The sequence below is a fragment of the Kribbella sp. NPDC051620 genome (assembly GCF_044453825.1).
Lineage (GTDB): Bacteria > Actinomycetota > Actinomycetes > Propionibacteriales > Kribbellaceae > Kribbella.
This window is the reverse complement of record NZ_JBITDB010000007.1, coordinates 366,387-384,469: the sequence shown is the minus strand read 5'-3', so window position 1 is coordinate 384,469 and position 18,083 is coordinate 366,387. Positions and strand designations below refer to the sequence as shown.

Annotated in this window: 21 protein-coding genes; 13 read left to right on the top strand and 8 right to left on the bottom strand. The window is 68.1% G+C overall.

Going from position 1 to position 18,083, the window contains the following annotated elements; genetic code table 11:
• Positions 1-256: 256 nt before the first annotated feature.
• Genes ACIA12_RS35005 through ACIA12_RS34985 form a run of 5 tightly spaced genes read left to right on the top strand, consistent with a single transcriptional unit; the run spans position 257 to position 3,548 of the window.
• Positions 257-1,228, top strand: coding sequence for a penicillin-insensitive murein endopeptidase (locus tag ACIA12_RS35005; protein ID WP_396371588.1), 972 nt, complete (start codon positions 257-259; stop codon positions 1,226-1,228).
• Between the two features lie 12 nt (positions 1,229-1,240).
• Positions 1,241-1,885 (top strand): nitroreductase family protein, encoded by a 645-nt coding sequence (locus ACIA12_RS35000; protein WP_396371587.1) that lies wholly within the window; start codon positions 1,241-1,243, stop codon positions 1,883-1,885.
• Positions 1,886-1,945: 60 nt separating this feature from the next.
• Positions 1,946-2,512 carry a CGNR zinc finger domain-containing protein gene (locus ACIA12_RS34995; RefSeq protein WP_396371586.1) on the top strand — a complete coding sequence of 189 codons (567 nt, stop codon included), beginning with the start codon at positions 1,946-1,948 and terminating at the stop codon, positions 2,510-2,512.
• A 47-nt stretch (positions 2,513-2,559) separates the two neighbouring features.
• Complete coding sequence (locus ACIA12_RS34990; RefSeq protein ID WP_396371585.1) at positions 2,560-3,243, top strand: AzlC family ABC transporter permease; 684 nt, start codon at positions 2,560-2,562, stop codon at positions 3,241-3,243.
• Positions 3,240-3,548, top strand: a complete 309-nt coding sequence (locus ACIA12_RS34985; protein ID WP_396371584.1) for an AzlD domain-containing protein — start codon at positions 3,240-3,242, stop codon at positions 3,546-3,548. The genes ACIA12_RS34990 and ACIA12_RS34985 overlap by 4 nt, the downstream gene beginning before the upstream one ends.
• Here ACIA12_RS34985 and ACIA12_RS34980 read toward each other — a convergent pair.
• The 6 genes from ACIA12_RS34980 to ACIA12_RS34955 form a co-directional block, all read right to left on the bottom strand.
• Positions 3,535-4,032: a DNA polymerase ligase N-terminal domain-containing protein gene (locus ACIA12_RS34980; RefSeq protein ID WP_396371583.1), complete on the bottom strand. Its 498-nt coding sequence runs from the start codon at positions 4,030-4,032 to the stop codon at positions 3,535-3,537. The two genes, ACIA12_RS34985 and ACIA12_RS34980, sit on opposite strands and share 14 nt — an antisense overlap.
• An 83-nt stretch (positions 4,033-4,115) precedes the next feature.
• Complete coding sequence (locus ACIA12_RS34975) at positions 4,116-4,928, bottom strand: SigB/SigF/SigG family RNA polymerase sigma factor (protein ID WP_396371582.1); 813 nt, start codon at positions 4,926-4,928, stop codon at positions 4,116-4,118.
• A 134-nt stretch (positions 4,929-5,062) separates the two neighbouring features.
• On the bottom strand, positions 5,063-5,926 hold the full coding sequence (locus tag ACIA12_RS34970; protein ID WP_396371581.1) for a LysR family transcriptional regulator: 864 nt from the start codon (positions 5,924-5,926) through the stop codon (positions 5,063-5,065).
• Positions 5,927-6,206: 280 nt separating this feature from the next.
• Positions 6,207-6,479: a DUF4235 domain-containing protein gene (locus ACIA12_RS34965; protein ID WP_396371580.1), complete on the bottom strand. Its 273-nt coding sequence runs from the start codon at positions 6,477-6,479 to the stop codon at positions 6,207-6,209.
• Positions 6,476-6,814, bottom strand: a complete 339-nt coding sequence (locus ACIA12_RS34960; protein ID WP_396371579.1) for a DUF3618 domain-containing protein — start codon at positions 6,812-6,814, stop codon at positions 6,476-6,478. The genes ACIA12_RS34965 and ACIA12_RS34960 overlap by 4 nt, the downstream gene beginning before the upstream one ends.
• The gene (locus tag ACIA12_RS34955; protein WP_396371578.1) at positions 6,811-7,245 is read right to left on the bottom strand and encodes a phage holin family protein; all 435 of its coding nucleotides are present in this window, start codon (positions 7,243-7,245) and stop codon (positions 6,811-6,813) included. Before ACIA12_RS34955 ends, ACIA12_RS34960 begins: the two co-directional genes overlap by 4 nt.
• Positions 7,246-7,359: 114 nt before the next feature.
• Between ACIA12_RS34955 and ACIA12_RS34950 the strand changes: the two genes are divergently transcribed.
• Positions 7,360-7,731 (top strand): glyoxalase superfamily protein, encoded by a 372-nt coding sequence (locus tag ACIA12_RS34950; RefSeq protein ID WP_396371577.1) that lies wholly within the window; start codon positions 7,360-7,362, stop codon positions 7,729-7,731.
• Positions 7,732-8,151: 420 nt separating this feature from the next.
• On the opposite strand, the gene ACIA12_RS34945 is transcribed toward ACIA12_RS34950, so the two are convergent.
• Positions 8,152-9,975: a BTAD domain-containing putative transcriptional regulator gene (locus ACIA12_RS34945; RefSeq protein WP_396371576.1), complete on the bottom strand. Its 1,824-nt coding sequence runs from the start codon at positions 9,973-9,975 to the stop codon at positions 8,152-8,154.
• 80 nt (positions 9,976-10,055) lie between these two features.
• Here ACIA12_RS34945 and ACIA12_RS34940 point away from each other — a divergent pair, with 80 nt between their 5' ends.
• The 6 genes from ACIA12_RS34940 to ACIA12_RS34915 all read left to right on the top strand — a co-directional run bounded on the left by ACIA12_RS34940 (position 10,056) and on the right by ACIA12_RS34915 (position 15,175).
• Positions 10,056-10,925, top strand: a complete 870-nt coding sequence (locus ACIA12_RS34940; protein WP_396371574.1) for an alpha/beta fold hydrolase — start codon at positions 10,056-10,058, stop codon at positions 10,923-10,925.
• A gap of 11 nt (positions 10,926-10,936) precedes the next feature.
• Positions 10,937-11,557 (top strand): class I SAM-dependent DNA methyltransferase, encoded by a 621-nt coding sequence (locus ACIA12_RS34935; protein WP_396371573.1) that lies wholly within the window; start codon positions 10,937-10,939, stop codon positions 11,555-11,557.
• Positions 11,558-11,565: 8 nt separating this feature from the next.
• Positions 11,566-12,501 (top strand): LysR family transcriptional regulator, encoded by a 936-nt coding sequence (locus ACIA12_RS34930; protein WP_396371572.1) that lies wholly within the window; start codon positions 11,566-11,568, stop codon positions 12,499-12,501.
• A gap of 96 nt (positions 12,502-12,597) precedes the next feature.
• Positions 12,598-13,350: an SDR family oxidoreductase gene (locus ACIA12_RS34925; protein ID WP_396371571.1), complete on the top strand. Its 753-nt coding sequence runs from the start codon at positions 12,598-12,600 to the stop codon at positions 13,348-13,350.
• Entirely contained in the window at positions 13,347-14,237 is an 891-nt protein-coding gene (locus tag ACIA12_RS34920) for an SDR family oxidoreductase (protein WP_396371570.1), read from the top strand. Before ACIA12_RS34925 ends, ACIA12_RS34920 begins: the two co-directional genes overlap by 4 nt.
• Before the next feature lie 2 nt (positions 14,238-14,239).
• A complete protein-coding gene (locus tag ACIA12_RS34915; protein WP_396371569.1) occupies positions 14,240-15,175 on the top strand; it encodes an amidohydrolase family protein in 936 nt (311 codons plus the stop codon).
• Positions 15,176-15,300: 125 nt separating this feature from the next.
• Here the strand turns inward: ACIA12_RS34915 and ACIA12_RS34910 are convergent, their stop codons facing one another.
• Positions 15,301-15,513, bottom strand: a complete 213-nt coding sequence (locus tag ACIA12_RS34910; protein ID WP_396371568.1) for a DUF3072 domain-containing protein — start codon at positions 15,511-15,513, stop codon at positions 15,301-15,303.
• 268 nt (positions 15,514-15,781) lie between these two features.
• Here ACIA12_RS34910 and ACIA12_RS34905 point away from each other — a divergent pair, with 268 nt between their 5' ends.
• Entirely contained in the window at positions 15,782-18,052 is a 2,271-nt protein-coding gene (locus ACIA12_RS34905) for an MFS transporter (RefSeq protein ID WP_396371567.1), read from the top strand.
• Positions 18,053-18,083: the final 31 nt, after the last annotated feature.

Genomic DNA, 18,083 nt, shown 5'->3' with positions numbered 1-18,083 from the left:
CACACCCGGGATCATGAACTTCGACTAGGTGGGAAAGTCATACCGAGCCTGGCGACCAGACCTCCCACTACGGGAGCCACCAAAACCGTAACGGGGTGGGACGGGTGGGTTGGTGGGGTTGGTGCTGTGTGGGGCAACGACGGGCGGCAGCGTCGCGGGGTGTGAGGTCTTGCGGTGGGGAAAATTGTGGCTGAGGGTGGCGGGGAGTGGTTAGTTAGTTACGGGAAAAACTCGACCGCCCCGAATGGAGATCACCGTGCGCTCGTTGAAGAGAAGTGGGCTTGTGCTGCTTGCCGTCGTTCTGCTGATCGGTGGGATTCCGGGTAGCGCCCAGGCTTATGCGAACGCGTTCTTTCCGACTCAGAGCTCCGGCAACCGCGGTGCCGATGTGCTGGCGATTCAGTATCTGCTGCAGCACAACGGGCAGTCGGTGACGGCTGATGGGGTGTTCGGCGCGACCACCGTGGCCGCGGCCAAGAGCTTTCAGACTGCCAAGGGGCTCGGCTCCGATGGCATCGTCGGGCCGCAGACGTGGGGTGCGTTGGTGCCCACGGTTCGGCTCGGTGACAGCAACGCGGCCGTGAAGGCGCTGCAGGTCGAGTTGAACGCGAAACGCCGGCTCAGCCTTGCTGTCGACGGGGTCTTCAGTACTGCGGTCCGCGACGCAGTCGTCGCGTTCCAGTCGCACGCCGGGATCGGCGCTGACGGCATCGTCGGGCCGATCACCTGGCGCAACCTCGCCTGGCACTACGACTACCCCGACTTCACCGCCAACCTCTGCGACCAGGATCCCGACGGCAACGGCACCGCCGCCAACTGGGCCGCTGCGGCCGCTGTTGCCCAGCTAGAGGCTGCCGCCCGCTCCTTCGCGGGCACCAACCAGGGCAAGGTCGGGTACGGCGACGCCGGGTTCGAGCACGGTGGCGATATCCCCGGCCACGGCAGCCATGACAACGGCATGGACATCGACATCTGGCCGATCCGCACCGACAACGCGCAGTGCACCGCCGGACGGATCACCTGGGAGTCCGCGACATACGACCGCGCCGCGACCCGCCAGCTCGTCCAAGCAGTCCGCGCGGCGGCACCCGGGCACGTCAAGTTCATCTGGTTCAACGATCCGACGCTGATCAGTGAGGGCCTGACCGCCAACTGGCCGGCTCACGACAACCACCTCCACATCCGGTACTGCGAGAAAGTCCACCCCAACTCCACCTATGTCTGCTGACAAACTGGTGAAGTGACGACACTCGACCTGACCCCAGACGAACTGCTCACCACCACCCGTACCGTCCGCAAGCGGCTCGACCTCGAGCGGGCGGTGCCGATGGAGCTGATCCGTGAGTGCATCGAGATCGCGCTCCAGGCGCCGTCCGGGAGCAACCGGCAGACGTGGCACTGGCTGGTGATCACCGATGCGGAAAAGCGGGCAGCGATCGGGGAGTACTACCGGCGTTCGGTCGAGTCGTACCTGGAGTCGCCGGGTGCGGCCGGCCGGCTGCACGCGGACGACCCGGACAGGGCGCCGGTCCAGCAACGAGTCGGGTCGAGTGTCGCCTACCTGGGCGAGAAGATGGGCCAGGTACCTGTCCTGGTCATCCCGTGCCTGCAGGTGAAGTCCCTGGGCGCGGGCAACCAGGCCGGCATCTGGGGCTCGATCCTGCCGGCCGCATGGCAGTACTGCCTCGCCGCCCGCGCACGTGGCCTCGGTACTGCGTGGACGACGCTGCACATGACCTATGAGCAGGAGATCTCGGAGCTGCTCGGGCTGCCGGACGACATCCGGCAGTCCGTCCTCCTCCCGACCGCCTACTACACCGGCGACACCTTCAAGCCGGCCCCGCGCCAACCCGTCGAGGAAGTTCTGCATATCGACGGCTGGTGATCCGCTGGTCGGTTGCCTAACAACCAAAGCTGTTTTAGGTTGTTAGTGAGGTGATCTTCCATGACCTACCAGCCTGAACTCATCGGTGGCCACGTAGCTCTGGACCTGCTCAACACCGTCTCGTGGCGCCTCGACCCCGCCCGCACGATCGACCGGATCGCCACGCCGGAAGCGCTGGCGATCTGGTGTGGCGCGATCGGCTTCGCCGATCTGCTGAGCGGAGCGGATGTGTCTGCGGCGGCTCAGCTCGGGCGGGTTGCTGCCGTGCGCGAGGTCGTCTACCGCGCGATGGTTCCTGTCGCGCGTGGGTTGGAGCCGGTGGAGCTCGGAGCGGTGCAGCGGCTGCTGGTGGGGGCGCTGGGGCGGGCGACTCCGCGAGGGCTGCGGCCGTTGGATTGGGTGGGGGCCGATCTGGTGGATGAGTTGGTGTTGGCGGCTGGGCGGTTGGTGGAGCGGGAGGATCTGGGGCGGCTGCGGGAGTGTCAGGACGCGGGGTGTGGGTGGCTGTTCCTGGATCGGAGCAAGAACGGGTCCCGGCGGTGGTGCAGTTCGGGGGACTGCGGGAATCGCGCCAGGGCCAAGCGGCATTACGAGCGGCTGCACGGCGGTACGGGGAGGCCGGCGTGAGGCGGCGGGCGTTCGGCCCGGGCCGAGGGGGCCGCGCGGGCAGATGGGTGGGGGCTGAGCGGCGGCGGGAGTTCGTGGCCGGGATGCGGATGGGCGTGGGGCCGGGGGCGGCCGCTTTTGTGCTGGCGTTGAGTTTTGGGGCTGAGGCGGTGGCTCGCGGGTGGGGGTTCGGGCTGCCGGTGGTGTTCTCGATGTTCGCGTTCTCGGGGTCGGCTCAGTTCACGTTGCTGACCACGCTGGCCGGCGGATCGGCGCTGGCAGCGATTGTCTCGGCGGTGCTGATCAACGCGCGGTACTTGGTGATGAGCGTGGCGCTCAACAACAGTCTGGAAGGCGGCCGGATCAGCCGGGCGATCCAGGCGCAAGCGTTGTGCGACGCCTCGTTCGTGGTTGCCCACGGCAACGATGGTGGGTACGACATCGCCCGGCTGGTCGGCGCGAGCGTCCCGCAGTGGCTGCTGTGGAGTTCCGGTACGGCGATCGGCGCGCTCACCTCGCCAACACCTGAACTGATGCATCAACTCGGCCTGGACGTCGCCTTCCCGGCGTTCTTCCTCATCCTCGCCATCGACGAACTGCGCCGCTCGAAACGCGCGGCGGTGGCTGCTCTTCTCGGTGCGACGATCGCCGCCGGACTGCTCTTCGTCACCACTCCCAGCTACGCGCTGCTCGGTGCGATCGGGGCGGCGCTCATCGGCGTACTGCCGCAGGAAGAAGGTGAGCTCGCATGAAACTCTGGCTGTCCGTCCTGGCCGTGACCGTGATCAGCTCGCTGATGAAAGCGAGCGCCCCGCTGCTGATCGGCGCGCGCAAACTCCCACCCGCGGTGATCAGAATGACCGCGCTGACCGCACCGGTCCTGCTGGCCGGCCTGATCGTGACTGAGCTCGGTGGCGAACACTGGCAGGCGCTCGACTGGACCAAGGTCGTCGGCACAGCGACGGCCGGCGGACTGTGCCTGGCCAAGGTGCCGATGCTGCTGGCCGTTGCCGGCGGCATCGTCGTCACCGCGCTGCTCCGGCTCAGCCTGCGGTAGCCGCCATCTCCTCGATGGTCAGGCCGCTCAGGATCGAGTGTGGCTCGGTGACGGTCAGATCGAGCGACGGATCAGCGGCCTCGTCGCGAACCTTGACGAGAAGCCAGTCGCCGTCGCGACCGGTCCGGGTGAAGGCCCAGGAGCCGGTCAACTTCACGCCCTGCAAGGCGAAACGGAAGTGCCCGCGCTCGATGGCCAGCGCCGGCTTCACCAGCTTGCGGTCCTTGTCCCGCGTCTGGTTCTGGTAGTCGCCGGCATCCCACACGATGACCGCGCCACTGCCGTAGCGGGCGCCCTCATGCACGCCTTCGTACGTCGCATACGACATCTCGTGATCGTCGGTCGGTACGGCCAGCCTCTTCACGACAGGATCCAGTGAAGGCCCCCGCGGCACCGCCCACGACTTCAGGACGCCGTCCACTTCAAGCCGTATGTCGTAATGCATTCGCCGCGCATCGTGCTGCTGAACCACAAAGACAGGCATGAACCCTCCGCTAGTGGTCCGCCGCGCAGACAAGTCTACGGCGGACCACCGCGGGGAGGGCGCTGCCAGGCCTGACGGGAGGGTCAGGCGGCGGCAGCGGCGGGGGGCTCGATCTGCTCGCGCAGGCGATCCAGGATGCCGCGCAACAGGCGGGAGACCTGCATCTGGCTGACGCCGATCTCGGCGCCGATGTCGGCCTGGGTGTGACCCTCGACGAAGCGCAGTTCGAGGATCTTGCGTTCGCGCGGGTTGAGGTCGTTCAGCACCGGCTCGAGCATGGCGACCGCCTCGGTCCGCTCGAAGGCGCCGTCCTCCTCGTCGGCGATCGTGTCGGCCAGGCTGGCCGTGGACTCCCCGTCGAGCGGGCGGTCCAGGGACAGTACGGAGAAACAACCGTCGGCAGCGAGCGCTGCCTCGACCTCGGAGACGGTCGTGCCGAGTCGCTCGGCCAGCTCCTCCAGGGTCGGATCACGCTGCAGGTCCTGCACCAGCTGCGGTCGCACGGAGGCGATCGAGCCCTGCAGCTCCTGCAGTCTGCGCGGGATCCGCACGGTCCAGGAACAGTCCCGGAAGTAGCGCTTCACCTCGCCGCGGATGGTCGGTACGGCGTAGGCGAGGAACGGCGTCTCGGTGTCCGGGCGGTAGCTGCGGGCGGCCTTCACCAGCCCCAGGTACGCGACCTGGTCGAGATCGTCGGACTCGACGCCCCGGCCGCGGAAACGGCCGGCGATGCTGTGGGCGATCCCGAGATTCAACTCGATGGCTTCGTCCAGCAGGAGCTGCCGGACCGCTTCGTCGGTGGACTGCGCGCGCCGGGTGAGAAGGTCCCGGGTGGTCAGATCGCGCTGCTGTTTCGGATCGCTGTGCTTCTTCGGTTCGGCAAGTACGGTAACCATGATTCTTGACCTCGCGACTGTGAGTCACGGCGCGGCACATGTCTGGACCGCGGTCAATATCTGTGAAGTCATTCCTACCCCATGGATGACGAAGTAATCCATCCGAGGGCCGATTTACACGAACTCGCAGGCGCCTAGTCGAGGCTCCGCAACACAGCGAGCGCGGCAGCCGGCGTCCGGGGTGAGTCGCGCCAGCGGAGCGACCATCCGTACGGCGGTACGCCTGCGGCGAGTGGCCGGACGACTACTCCGGGTGGGTACGGCGTCGACAGGAGACCGAGCGCGACGCACTCGCCGGCCTTGACCAGTTCGGCTGCCGAACTGCCGGTGGCCGGATGGCGGCGGGGGGCGAATCCCGCAGTACGGCAGCATGCGAGTACGAACTCGTTCCACTCCGGCGCGAGGTCGTCCTGGGGTAGGTAGTGCAGTTCGTCGGTCAGCTCTCGTACTGCGACCGACTCGGCAGCGGCCAGCGGGTGCCGTGCGGGGAGTGCCACCCCGAGGGCTTCGCGGCGGATGATGCGCTGCATGACTCCGTCCGGGCAACGGGCGGTGGAGCCGCAGAGAGCCAGGTCGAGTTCACCGGCGAGCAGGCGTTGCTGTTGCTCGCGGGTGCCGCGGCTGCTGATCTCGAGCCGGAACGAGGGCAGCCGGTCGCGCAACCGGGCGAGCACAGCGCGCGGGGTAGCGAGATTGGTGTGGCGCATGTCGATCCGGAGTACCTGATCACGCTGCGCGGCGGCAGTGGCGTCGGCGACTCCGGACTTGATCGCTTCGAGCGCGCCACGGGCGTGCGGGAGGAAGGCGTCACCGGCGGCGGTCAGCGTCACGCCGCGAGGCGAGCGGTCGAACAACTGCGCGCCGAGCTGGGTCTCGAGCCGGCGGATCTGGTTGCTCAAGGCTGGTTGAGAGACGTACAGCCGGCGTGCCGCGGCGGTGAAGTGCAGTTCCTCCGACATCACCAGGAAGTACCGCACCAGCCGTAAATCGACGTCCATGCCCGTCGGACCTTCTCCACACACTCGCCCACCAGAAGCCTGCGAGGCTAGTGCCACCGACTCGCACGCGTCGAGGGCTCGGAGCAGAGAACACGAATCCCTTACACGGAACGAAGAAACTGTCGGCCATTTGGCCGACAGCGGCGGCCGGTTGTGACGGCCGGGCACGGAACGGCCCCGGCGCTGTCTGCTCAACGCCGGGGCCCATGGCAACCGTTGTCTTGCTTGTCTTTCCGGTGCCCCTTGCTCCCGTTCTGAATCGAGGTGCCGATCACATTCTTCAGTTCCCGGGCCACTCCCCGGTCCAGCGCTCGAACGCCTTCGCACCACCGCGGTCGACAGCTGCCTTGACCACGGCGTACACCGCTCCTTGCAACGCGGCGGCGAGCAGGACCTGTCGCCACGGGTACTCGGACTGCAGTGCGTCCGGGGCGTCGTCCTCGTCGCTGATCCGGCGCCAGACCTGCTTGAACACGGCACCGGCGACCAGTCCGCCCGCGATCCCCGAGAGCAACCCGAACGGCCGATAGGCGAGCTTGGCGGCTTTGCTCACCGGCCACGCCCCACAACCCAAGCGGCCGCGCCGACCCCGAGCGCGACGGCACTACCGACTGCGGCTGCCGCCTTGGGGTGCTCCCGCGCGGCAGTCGGCATCTGCTTGGCGCGGGTCGGCAGGTTCCGGGCGCCGTCCTTAGCCCGTCCGCCCGCAGTACTGGCTGCCTGTATCGCGCGATGGCCGGCGCTCGTCGCCGACTCCTTGATGCGGCGGGGCACATTGAGTTGGCGGGTCAGCTCCTGGACGGTGTCGGCCAGATGCCGGCGAGTCAACTCCAGGTCGGCCCGCAGGGCTTCGGTCTCGGTCAGCTGGGTGTCTTTGGTGGTCGTCATACGTTGGCCCTTCCTTCCGGCTGGTGGCCCTTGAGGGCCTCTAGGTCCTCGTGGACGCCTTCGACGGCGTGTTCGGGCAAGGGCGGAGCGGCGTGGCTGACATGCCGCTTGCCGAGTAGGGCGGCGACACCGGCGATCGCGAACAGCACCAGCGCGACGATCAACGCCGACAACCAGGCCGGTACCGCGGCTGCCAAGCCGAGAATTGCCGCGGCGACCAGCGCTCCGACGCCGTAGACGGCGACCGTTCCGGCACCACCGAACAAGCCGATGCCGATCCCGGCCTCCTTGCCCTTGTCCTTGAGCTCGGCCTTGGCCAGCTGCAGCTCGTCGCGGACCAGCCGGCTCACGTCGTTGCTGAGCTGAGCGACCAGGGCGCCGACGTGCTGCTCCTGATGGTCCTCATGGATGGTTTCCGGGTGCGTGGTCATGACAACCCGGTACCCACGCTCCGTGACGGCAAGCAGAGGATCGAGTAGCGGCCAGAAGGTGACCGCTACCCGCGATACGTTCGGAGTCTCATCAGCGAGTGGGAGGGAACTCAGATGGACTGGAAGCTGGAGCTGGTCTCGGTGCCGGTGGCGGATGTGGACCGGGCCAAGGCGTTCTACACCGAGAAGATCGGCTTCAACGCCGACCACGACCACCAGGTCACCGACGAGCTGAGGTTCGTCCAGCTGACCCCGCCGGGGTCGGCCTGCTCGATCGCCATCGGCACCGGGATGCCGCAGGCCGAGCCGGGGTCGGTACGCGGCCTGCAGATCGTGGTCGCGGATGTCGCCGCCGCCCGGGAGGAGCTGGCCGGCCGCGGGGTGGAGGTCAGCGAGGTGCAGGAGTTCCCGTGGGGGAACTTCGTCTTCTTCGACGACCCCGACGGCAACGGCTGGGCCCTGCAGCAGCTGCCCGCCTGGCGCTGACCCGGGTGCTGACCGGGCGCTGACCGGGCGCGGGGCGGATTAGGGACGGACAGTTTCGAAAAGTCCTTGCCTGGTTGGGATGTGAACACCGGGTTTCCGGTCTTCGGACAGTTCGAGATACCGCTGGGTTCGCAATGGTGACCGGTTGTAAGGTGGCCTTTGGTTGAGCAGCCAGCCGGCGTTGGATGCGTCGACGACTGATGTCCCTGCCGAGGACGACTATGACCGATCTGCATCACCACCCCATCCCTGCTGTTCGACGCCGTAAATCCGTCTCCGCCCCTGTTCAGAAGTCTGGTGCCATGCCTGTTGCCACCTCCGTGCGCCCCTCGAGCACGCGGCCGGAAGAAGTCCAGGTCCAGCTGGGCGGTCGATGGATCGCCGGCCAGGCCCTGGCCCACCGCAGCGGCGAAGTGCTGGTCAGCCACCACGGCCACTTGGTCTGGGTGGACCAGCAGTCCGTCCGCAAGGCCTGAGCTCTTCCAAGTACTGGTCGATGGGGCCGAGGTTGATCAGGCCGCTGCCGGCGGACAGTTGGCCGGCTGCAGGGGTCAGTGCTTCGAGTGCTCGGCGCATGGTCTCGTGGTCGTCGTGCTCGATGGCCTGCTTGGCGATCAGGCACCAGCGGGCCTCCAGTAGGAGGTCTGCGGCCGGCTCTGTTGGGCCGGGCGTTGGTGCGGTGAGGCCGAGGGACTGCAGCGCCAGGTCCAGCAGGTTGTCGGCCAGCATGCCGGGCATGCCTGCGTTGTCCAGGAGGGTCGCAGCCTGCCGGTACGCCGTTTGATCCCCAGCTCGCATTGCCCGGTACCAGGTGGTGAAGACGGCGACCAGCGGCAGCTCTCGCCTTGCGGCCAGGTCATCGGCTGCTGCTGCGTGTGAGTCGGCAGCGGTGAAGTCTTGGAGTGCGCTGCGGGCTTGCATGCGGATGAGGTGGCCCAGTACCTCGTACGTCGTCAGGTCATGGCGGCTGGCCAGGGTGATCAGCTCGGCGCCGATCTCGTCGCGCTGGTCGGCCAAGCCTGCCCGGTAGAAGGTCTGCATGAACAGGCTGTTGAGGGCGAAGGCGAGCAGCGCCGGGTCCTCCAGCTCCCTGGCGAGCTCCACTGCGTCTTGTGCGGCTGCTCGTGCTCGGGTGCTGTTGCTGCCGCGGGATTCGATCGCCACTGTCGCTAGGAGGCGGGCTCGGGCTGCTGGTTGGGTCGCGGCTTTCAGGGCCCGCTCGGAGGCCGCGACGATCGCATCGGCTTGCTGCTGGTCGTCGGAGCGCGTCCAGATCGCCGGTACGTCGTAGAGGCCGATGACTCGGGCTGTCAGCTCCGGGTCGCCCAGTTCCTCGGCGGCGGTGATGGCGGCCAGCCTGTGTTCGCGGGCCGCCTCCAGACCAGTTCCGCCCGTCACTGCGAGGTTGCGGAGGAGTCCGACGGTCGACTCGAGCCGTGCGCGTGCAGTGGAGGCCACTGCACGGTCATAGGCGGCGGTGGCCTTCGCCCAGACCTGTCCGGCCGCTTGAGGGGTCAGGTGCTCGGCCTGGTTGAGGATGTCGGTCTCCAGTCGCTGTAGTGCTGGAGTGGGGTCGACGCCGAGTTGCTCGATGAGGAGGGTCCGGGCGTTGCGTAGTACGGCTAGAGCGTCGCCCTGGCGGTCGCTGCGGTACAGGGCCAGCGCCAGTAGACGCCAGGCGTCCTCGCGCCACGGGTGCTCGGCCACATGCGCGTCCAGAGCCGGTACTGCGTCCGCCGCCAGGCCCATGGCGAGTTGGGCTTCGGCCTGGCGTTCGATGGCGGTCAGCCGGAGTTCCGCGAGCTTGGAGCGCTCGGCGTGTGCCCAGGGGGTGTCGGCGAACTCCGCGTAGGCGGGGCCTCGCCACCAGTCCAGTGCTTCTTGTAGCTCGGCCAGGGACGCTTGGGGCCGGCGGGCCATCACCTGCTCGAAGCGCCATGCGTCGACGTCCGTTGCTTTCAGGGCATAGCCGGGGCCCTCGGTGATGAGCAGCGTGGGCTTTGAGCGCGGTGGGCGGTCGGGTTCCAGTGCTCGTCTCAGCGCCGCGACGAAGGTACGGACTGCGCTGGTGGCGCCGTCCGGCGGGACTGTCCACAGGTCGGCGACCAGCGAGTCGACGGGGACGACGCGGCCGCGGGCGATGACCAGCCGGGCGAGTACCGCGCGGTGGCGCGGGCCCTTGAGGGCGAGTTCCACGCCGTCCCGCCAGGCCGTGACCGGTCCGAGTACGCCGAAAGCCACCACCTGGTCACCGTATAGCGCTGCTCATCGGATGCTCATCGGCGCGCGGCAGGCTGCTTCGTGTGTCAGACGAAAGGACGAAGATGACCATTCCCGGTTTCGGCTACCAGCGCATCGAGGTCGCCGACGGTGTCTCGCTCAACGCGGCCGTGGGCGGCAAAGGCAGCCCGATCGTGCTTCTGCACGGCTTCCCGCAGACCCATCTGATCTGGCGGCACGTCGCCGTCGAGCTCGCCAAGGATCACACGGTGATCTGCCCCGATCTGCGCGGGTACGGCAACAGCGACAAGCCGGTCGAGACCGACGGTACGACGTACTCGAAGCGCACCATGGCCGCCGACATCGTGACCCTGGCCAAAGCTCTGGGCCACTCCCGGTTCGCGCTGGCCGGGCATGACCGCGGTGCCCTCGTGGCCTTCCGGGCCGGACTCGATCACCCGGACAAGATCACCCACCTGGCCTGCCTCGACGTACTGCCGACCCTGGACATGTGGGACGCGATGCATGGTGTCAACGCGGCCGTCGCCTTCCACCTTTACCTGATGGCCCAGCCACCCGGCCTCCCCGAGCAACTGATCGCGTCGGCTCCCGATGCTTTCTTCGGCTACTTCCTGGACCTGTGGATCAAGGACCCGGCCGCGATCCCCGCGGACATCCGCGCCACCTACCTGAAGGCCTCCCGCGAGGCGATCCCCTCGATCATCGCCGACTACCGGGCCAGCGCCGGCATCGACATCACCCACGATCGCGAAGACCTTGCCGCAGGCAACAAGCTGACGATGCCGGTCGCGGTGGTCCAGCAGGACTGGGGTTCCGCACTGGGCTTCGACGCCGCCGCCCTCTGGTCCGCCTGGGCCCCCAACCTCCACCACTCCACCACCACCGCCGGACACTTCATGGCCGAGGAGTCCCCCGAAGAAATCACCAAGACGATCAGGTCCCTCACCGACTAGCCTCCCGAGCTATGGACAACGAGGCGGCGAAGGACCTGGTACGCCGCGGGTACGACGCGCTCTCGGCCCGGTACGACGAGGCGTTCGACGCCGAAACGAAGTACGGACCCTGGCTGGAAGAGCTGCTCGGTCGACTCGACGGCCCGGGGCGCGTCCTCGACCTGGGGTGTGGCTCGGGGGTTCCGGTGGCGCTCACTCTGGCTGACGCCGGCCATCAGGTGGTCGGCGTCGACATCAGCGAAGTACAGGTTGAACGGGCCCGCGAGCGCGTTCCAGCGGCCACCTTCCTCCGAGCCGATGCCACCCAGCTGGAGTTTCCGGCGGCTGGCTTCGACGCGGTGGTCTCCTTCTATGCGTTGATCCACATCCCCCTCGACGAGCAGCGGGAGCTGCTCCGGCGGATCGGCGAATGGGTCCGGCCGGGTGGGCTTTTCGCGGCAACCGTCGGCGCCGGCGCGTGGACCGGCTCTGAGGAGAACTGGCTCGGGGGCGAGGTGCCCATGTGGTGGAGTCATGCCGATGTCGGCACGACTCGGGGGTGGATCGAGGAGGCGGGCTTTGTGGTGGATCGTGAGGAGTTCGTGCCCGAAGGAGCAGTTGGCCACGCGTTGTTGTGGGCCGTGCGGGGCTAACCTCTGGCATGGAGTTGCGGCAACTGGAGTACTTCGTGGCGGTGGCGCATGAGCGGAGTTTTACGCTGGCGGCGCGGCGGCTGCACGTGGTGCAGAGTGCGGTCAGCGCGGCGATCGCGTCGCTGGAGAAGGATCTCAAGGTCACGCTGTTCGAGCGGAACGCTCAACGTGTAGTACTGACGGAAGCAGGTACTGCGCTGCTGCCCGAGGCGCTCGCGGTGATGGATGCGGTGCAAGGGGCCCGGGACGTGGTGGACGAGCTCGGAGCCGGAATGCGCGGCACCGTGCGGGTCGGGCTGCTTCCTGGGCTCGGGTTGATCGACCTGCCCGCGGCGGCTGGCGAGTTCAGGCGGCGGTACCAGAACGTCGAACTGCAGTTGCGGGTCGAGCCCGAGGGGTCGGCCGGGGTGATCGTCGGGCTGCGCAACGGGGACATCGACGTCGGGTTCCTCGGTGTCGGCGCGGGCAGTGTGCCGCGGGAGCTGACCGCTTGGGAGCTGCTGAAGGTGCCGCAGGTGCTCGCCGTGCCGACCGGTCACCGGCTGGCCCGGCGCCGGTCGGTCACGCTGGCCGACCTTGCCGACGAGGCCTTCGTCGACTTCCCGCCGGGCTTCGGCACCCGGACGCTGATCGACCAGCGGTTCGAGGCGGCCGGGATCGAGCGGCAGGTGGTGGTGGAGGCGCTCGGCATCGACAACGGCGTGCAGTTCGTCCGGCACGGGGTCGGGCTCGGCGTCCTGCCGGCGTATGCCGTCGCCGGGGACGAAAGGATCCGCTCGGTCCCGATCGTCGACGAGAACTTCCAGTGGTCGCTCTACATGGCCACGCTGCGGAAGCGGAAGCCGTCGGCCGCCCTCAGGGCCCTGCTCGGCCTGGTGACCGCGCACCTCCAGCACCCCGCCGGGACCGAGCTCGGCCGCGATCTGATGGATCACCAAAACTGATCTACCCATCGAGATGAGTCGTTGGATTTGATCCGTACTCCGGAGCAAGATTCAAGTGTCAGCAAGGACAAGGCACCAGAATCCGGAGTGAACGACATGACAGAGAACGCAACCACCACCACCCAGCGGGTAGCGATCGTGACCGGTGGCTCGCGGGGGATCGGGCGGGAGACCGCCGGCCGCCTCGGGCGTGACGGCTACGCCGTGGTGGTGACGTACAGCGGCAGCCCCGCCGAGGCCGATCAGGCCGTCAAGGAGGTCGAGGAGGCCGGTGGCAGGGCGATCGCGGTCCAGGCCGACGTCGCCGACGAGCAGGCCGTGAACGCGCTGTTCGACCGGGCCGAGGAGGCCTTCGGTGGTGTCGACGTGGTCGTCCACGCGGCCGGCATCATGCCGCTGTCGCCGTTGAGCGACCTCGACCTCGACGTCTTCGACCAGGTCATCCGCACCAACCTGCGCGGCACCTTCGTGGTCGACCAGCAGGCCGCGCGCCGGGTCCGCAAGGGCGGCGCGATCATCAACATCTCCAGCTCGCTCACCCGGCTGGCCCGCCCCGGCTACTCGGCCTACGCCGCGTCCAAGGGCGGCGTGGAGGCGATCACCCTGATCCTCGCCCGCGAGCTGCGCGGCCGTGACATCACCGTCAACGCGGTGGCCCCCGGCCCGACCGCGACCGCCATGTTCTTCGACGGCAAGCCGCAGGAGATCATCGACCGGATCACCGCCGAGCCCCCGCTGGAGCGCCTCGGCCAGCCCGAGGACATCGCCGAGATCATCCATTTCCTGGCCGGCCCGGCTCGCTGGATCAACGGTCAGGTCATCTACGCGAACGGTGGCTCCGCGGCATGACCAAGACCATCCTGATCAGTGGCGCTTCGAGCGGGTTCGGCGCCCTGACCGCACACGCTCTAGCCGATGCCGGGCACATCGTGTACGCCGGTATGCGCGGCATCGCCGGCCACAACGCGTCGGCAGCAGCGGAGGCCAAGCAGTACTCCGACGAGCACCACGTGGACCTCCGTACTATCGAGCTTGACGTCAGTACGGAGGAGTCGGTCCAGCAGGCCGTGCGGACGGTGATCGCCGAGCAGGGCAAGCTGGATGTACTGATCCACAACGCCGGCCACATGGTCCTCGGTCCCGCCGAAGCGTTCACCCCCGAGCAACTGGCCGACATCTACGACACCAACGTCATCGGCACGCAGCGACTCAACCGGGCGGCCCTGCCGTACCTGCGCGAGCAGCGTGACGGTCTGGTGGTCTGGGTCGGCAGCTCGAGTACCCGCGGCGGCACCCCGCCGTACCTGGCTCCGTACTTCGCAGCAAAGGCCGGTATGGACGCACTGGCCGAGAGCTACGCGTTGGAGCTGGCCAGGTTCGGAATCGAGACCACCATCATCGTGCCCGGCGCCTTCACCAGCGGCACCAACCACTTCGCCCACAGCGGCAAGCCGTCCGACGTGGAGGTGGCGGCCGCGTACGACGAGAAGTACGCCGGTCTGATGGACCAGGTCGCCCAGAAGCTGGCGGAACTCGAGCCGGAGTGGGCTGATGTGGCCGAGGTGGCCAAGGCGATCGTGACCGTGGTCGACACCGAGAAGGGCCGTCGTCCGTTCCGCGTGCACATCGACCCGTCCGACGATGGCGCTGCCGTCGTCAACGCGGTGGCCGATCGGGTCCGCGCCGAGTTCCTGCGCCGGGTCGGGCTCGACGATCTGCTGCACCCCGCGGTCTGATCATGGGACTCATCGATGTCCACGCGCACTTCCTGCTTCCCGAGTACGTCGCGGCAGCCGAGCGGGCCGGGCATGTCCGGCCCGACGGGCTGCCAGCCTGGCCGGAGTGGAGTGTGCAGCGGCACCTGGACCTGATGGACAGCACTGGGATCGCCAAGTCGGTGCTCTCGGTGTCGTCGCCAGGAGTCCACTTCGGCGACGACTTCCGGGCACAGGTGCTCGCGCGACGGGTCAACGAAGCAGCGGCCGAGTTGGGGCGGCAGCACCCGGGTCGGTTCGGGTTCTTCGCGAGCCTGCCGTTGCCGGATGTCGATGGGGCGGTGGTGGAAGCGCAGTACGCGCTGGACGTGTTGCATGCGGATGGCGTGGTACTCACTAGCAATGCAGGTGGGCAGTACCCGGGGGACCCGTCGTGGGATCAGCTGTGGCGGGAGTTGGACGCGCGGTCGGCAGTGGTGTTCCTGCATCCCACCTCGCCGCCGCAGTGGCGGCAGGTTGCGCTGGACCGGCCGCGGCCGATGATCGAGTTCCTGTTCGACAGTGCGCGAGCAGTAGCCGACCTGGCGTTGACGGGGATCTTCAACCGCTACCCGAACGTCCGGTTCATCATCACGCACGCTGGTGGAGTCCTGCCGCTACTCGGCGACCGGCTCGACCTCTACCGCTCCACCTACGTCCCTACTTCGGGTGAGCTGCCCAGTGTGACCTCTCAGCTCCAGGAGCTCTGGTACGACGTAGCTGGTACTCCGGTACCGCACCAGCTCCCAGCAGTGGCCGGCACCGACCACCTCCTCTACGGCAGCGACCACTGCTTCACCCCTGCGTCGGCCGTCGCCGCACAGATCGCCGCCCTCGACCAGTCACCCGCCACCGCCAACTGGCGTACCCGCACGACGGCGAACGCAGTACAGCTCCTGGGCGAACGCGTCAGCTTGTGAACCGCCCGGTACCTGAGACGAGCCTGCCCGCGGAAGCGTTTCCAGGCGTACAGTTCTGAGCTGTTGGGTAATCAACAAAGAGCCCCGGCGGTGCTGTCAGGGCCCGCCGGGGCCTCGTTCGACGCTCAGCTCCGGCCGCGGCCGGTGCGCGCCTGGAGTTCGTCGATCAGCTCGGACGCCTGCGCCTTGGTCAGCTCGCCGTCGGGCAACTCCTCGCCGGCCTCTTGCGCCAGCGTCTGCAGATACGACGCCTGCGGCCCGGTCATCGGCTCGTCGCCGGTGGTCCAGTCGGCCGGGTCCTTCTCCGGTACCGGTTGGACCCCATCGGTCGCGCTCATCTGACTACCTGCCCTTCGAACATCCGCTCGTTTGTCCTCGTCCGGCCGCCCTGTACCCGTCGTGCGCCCGGCGCATGCACAAGCCGCTCGCGGAGCCGCCTCCAAGGCTGACGACGGGCAGGCTTATCGTTGGGTACTGCAACCAAATGTCTGGTCCGGGTGAGGCTTCGCCGTACGGCGAAGTGCCGGTCCGTACTCCTCCGCCCCGAGGCAGCTCGATCAGCTGGCTCGGCCTTGTTCGGCAAGCGCGCAGGAGAACCGACCCACGATGTCTGCCACCGAGACCATGGCACCGCCGGCTGCACCGATCGCCGGACAACCGACGCCGACCGCCGGGCAGCCGGCTCCCGGCGGCCCGACCGCAGGCGGCCCGACCGCTGGGGATCCGGCGCTGACGCATCGGGAGATCCTCGAGATCCTGGCCGGGCTGCTGGCCGCGTTGTTCACCGCGATCCTCAGCTCGACCATCGTCAGCAACGCGCTGCCGACGATCATCGCCGACCTCGAGGGGTCGCAGACGCAGTACACCTGGGTGATCACCGCCAGCCTGCTCGCGATGACCGTGTCGACGCCGGTCTGGGGCAAGCTCTCCGACCTGATGAGCAAGAAGCTGCTCGTGCAGCTCGCGATCACCTTGTTCGTGATCGGGTCGGTGGTGGCGGGGATGGCGCACAACGTGCCGTTCCTGATCGGCGCTCGTGTCCTGCAGGGGCTTGCGATGGGCGGGCTGATGGCGCTGGCTCAGGCGATCATCGGCGCGGCGATCCCGCCGCGCGACCGCGGCCGGTACTCCGGGTACATGGGCGCGACGATGGCCTTGGCGACTGTGAGCGGTCCGCTCATCGGCGGGGTCATCGTCGACACGTCCTGGCTGGGTTGGCGTTGGTGCTTCTACGTCTGTGTGCCGCTCGCCGTGATCAGCTTGATCGTGCTGCAGCGGTATCTGCACCTGCCGCTGGTGAAGCGCCGGGTTCGGATCGACTATCTCGGTGCTTTGCTGATCAGTGGCGCGGCGAGTTTGCCGTTGATCTGGGTCTCTTTCGCGGGTGCGCACTTCCCGTGGTGGTCGTGGGAGACGGGCGCGTACCTGGGTGGCGCCTTGGTACTTGCGCTGCTGGCCGTCGTTGTCGAGACCAGGGCGAGCGAGCCGCTGGTGCCGATGGGGGTGGTGCGCGAGCGGACCACCGCGTTGGCCATCGTCGCGAGTCTTGCGGTTGGCGTCGCCATGTTCGGCAGTGCGGTGTTTCTCGGGCAGTACTTCCAATTGGCTCGCGGCTACAGCGCTACCGAGGCCGGGTTGCTGACGATTCCGATGATGTTCGGGTCGTTCCTCGGGTCGGTGGGTGCCGGGCAGTTGATCACGCGATTCGGGAAGTGGAAGCGGTACCTGGTTCTTGGTGGGCTGTTCCTGGCGGCGGGGCTCGGGGTGCTCGGCACGATCGATCACACCAGCCCGTACTGGTACATCGGCCTCGGCATGCTCGGCATGGGCATCGGGATGGGCATGATGATGCAGAACCTCGTACTCGCCGTGCAGAACACGGTCGACGTCAGCGAGGTCGGCGCTGCCAGCGCGTCCGTGACGTTCTTCCGCAGCCTTGGTGGAGCTGTCGGCGTCTCGGTGCTCGGGGCAGTGCTGGCGACGCGGGTGAAGGACCTGATCACCGACAACGTCCGCGCCCTCGGACCGGATGGCGCGTCGTTGGGCCGGGCGTTGCAGGACGGGTCGGGCACAAGCGTGCTCGACGTCGGCTCGCTGCCGCCGCAGCTGGGTGAGATCGTCAGGCACGCGTACGGCGATGCAACCGGCCGGATCTTCCTCATCGCCGCCTGCTCGGCTGTGGTGAGCCTGCTCGCCGTCCTGTTCATCCGCGAGGTCCCGCTGCGTCGCACGGTCGCGATGGGGGCAGACGCGGTACCGGCGTCGGAGGATCCGGCGGAGCGGGCTGCGGTGGTGGCGCTGGATGTGATCACCTCCGCTGAGCTGACCGCGCGTGAACGCGAACGCGAGGCCAGCGAACGGGTGCAGGCTGCGGCGACCGTCATCCGGCAGATGCGCACGGATGTCGCCGACCTCTTCACCCGGGTCGATCAGCAGATCGCCGACCTCGAGTCGACCCTCCCGGTGCCCGTCGACCCCTCCAACCCGGCCGCCGCCCTGCTGAACTCCCGACGCCCCAACGACGACCTGGTCGACGAACTCCGCCGCTACGAACTGAGCGTGCTCTCCGCCAGCCAACGCACCGCCGACCACCTCCGCGAAACAGCCCGAACCGAAGCCGACGAACTACTCGCCACCGCCCGCGAGGAGGAAGAAGCAATCCGCCACCGCATCGCCGAGCTGGAAGCAGTAGAACAACGCCTACTCGGCACGATCCGAGACGGCCTCTCCAACACCCCACCCCCACCCGCCGCGCCGCCATCGGCCATCACCAACCCGCACTGCGCCGGCTCCGACCACGCCGTCCACCCATCCCACGATCACGCCACCAATGGCTACCCAGCCCAGCACGACCAGGAACGTCAGGCGTTCGGCTGAGGACTGCGGAGCGGGCTGTCCGGGGTGGGTG

What these genes read in the sequence shown, in the direction of transcription:
- ACIA12_RS34995 (WP_396371586.1), top strand. Translation starts at nt 1,946, where the DNA reads ATGACCTACCAGCCTGAACTCATCGGTGGCCACGTAGCTCTGGACCTG.
- ACIA12_RS34985 (WP_396371584.1), top strand. Translation starts at nt 3,240, where the DNA reads ATGAAACTCTGGCTGTCCGTCCTGGCCGTGACCGTGATCAGCTCGCTG.
- ACIA12_RS34980 (WP_396371583.1), bottom strand. Translation starts at nt 4,032, where the DNA reads ATGCCTGTCTTTGTGGTTCAGCAGCACGATGCGCGGCGAATGCATTAC.
- ACIA12_RS34975 (WP_396371582.1), bottom strand. Translation starts at nt 4,928, where the DNA reads ATGGTTACCGTACTTGCCGAACCGAAGAAGCACAGCGATCCGAAACAG.
- ACIA12_RS34970 (WP_396371581.1), bottom strand. Translation starts at nt 5,926, where the DNA reads ATGGACGTCGATTTACGGCTGGTGCGGTACTTCCTGGTGATGTCGGAG.
- ACIA12_RS34960 (WP_396371579.1), bottom strand. Translation starts at nt 6,814, where the DNA reads ATGACGACCACCAAAGACACCCAGCTGACCGAGACCGAAGCCCTGCGG.
- ACIA12_RS34955 (WP_396371578.1), bottom strand. Translation starts at nt 7,245, where the DNA reads ATGACCACGCACCCGGAAACCATCCATGAGGACCATCAGGAGCAGCAC.
- ACIA12_RS34950 (WP_396371577.1), top strand. Translation starts at nt 7,360, where the DNA reads ATGGACTGGAAGCTGGAGCTGGTCTCGGTGCCGGTGGCGGATGTGGAC.
- ACIA12_RS34940 (WP_396371574.1), top strand. Translation starts at nt 10,056, where the DNA reads ATGACCATTCCCGGTTTCGGCTACCAGCGCATCGAGGTCGCCGACGGT.
- ACIA12_RS34935 (WP_396371573.1), top strand. Translation starts at nt 10,937, where the DNA reads ATGGACAACGAGGCGGCGAAGGACCTGGTACGCCGCGGGTACGACGCG.
- ACIA12_RS34930 (WP_396371572.1), top strand. Translation starts at nt 11,566, where the DNA reads ATGGAGTTGCGGCAACTGGAGTACTTCGTGGCGGTGGCGCATGAGCGG.
- ACIA12_RS34925 (WP_396371571.1), top strand. Translation starts at nt 12,598, where the DNA reads ATGACAGAGAACGCAACCACCACCACCCAGCGGGTAGCGATCGTGACC.
- ACIA12_RS34920 (WP_396371570.1), top strand. Translation starts at nt 13,347, where the DNA reads ATGACCAAGACCATCCTGATCAGTGGCGCTTCGAGCGGGTTCGGCGCC.
- ACIA12_RS34915 (WP_396371569.1), top strand. Translation starts at nt 14,240, where the DNA reads ATGGGACTCATCGATGTCCACGCGCACTTCCTGCTTCCCGAGTACGTC.
- ACIA12_RS34910 (WP_396371568.1), bottom strand. Translation starts at nt 15,513, where the DNA reads ATGAGCGCGACCGATGGGGTCCAACCGGTACCGGAGAAGGACCCGGCC.
- ACIA12_RS34905 (WP_396371567.1), top strand. Translation starts at nt 15,782, where the DNA reads ATGTCTGCCACCGAGACCATGGCACCGCCGGCTGCACCGATCGCCGGA.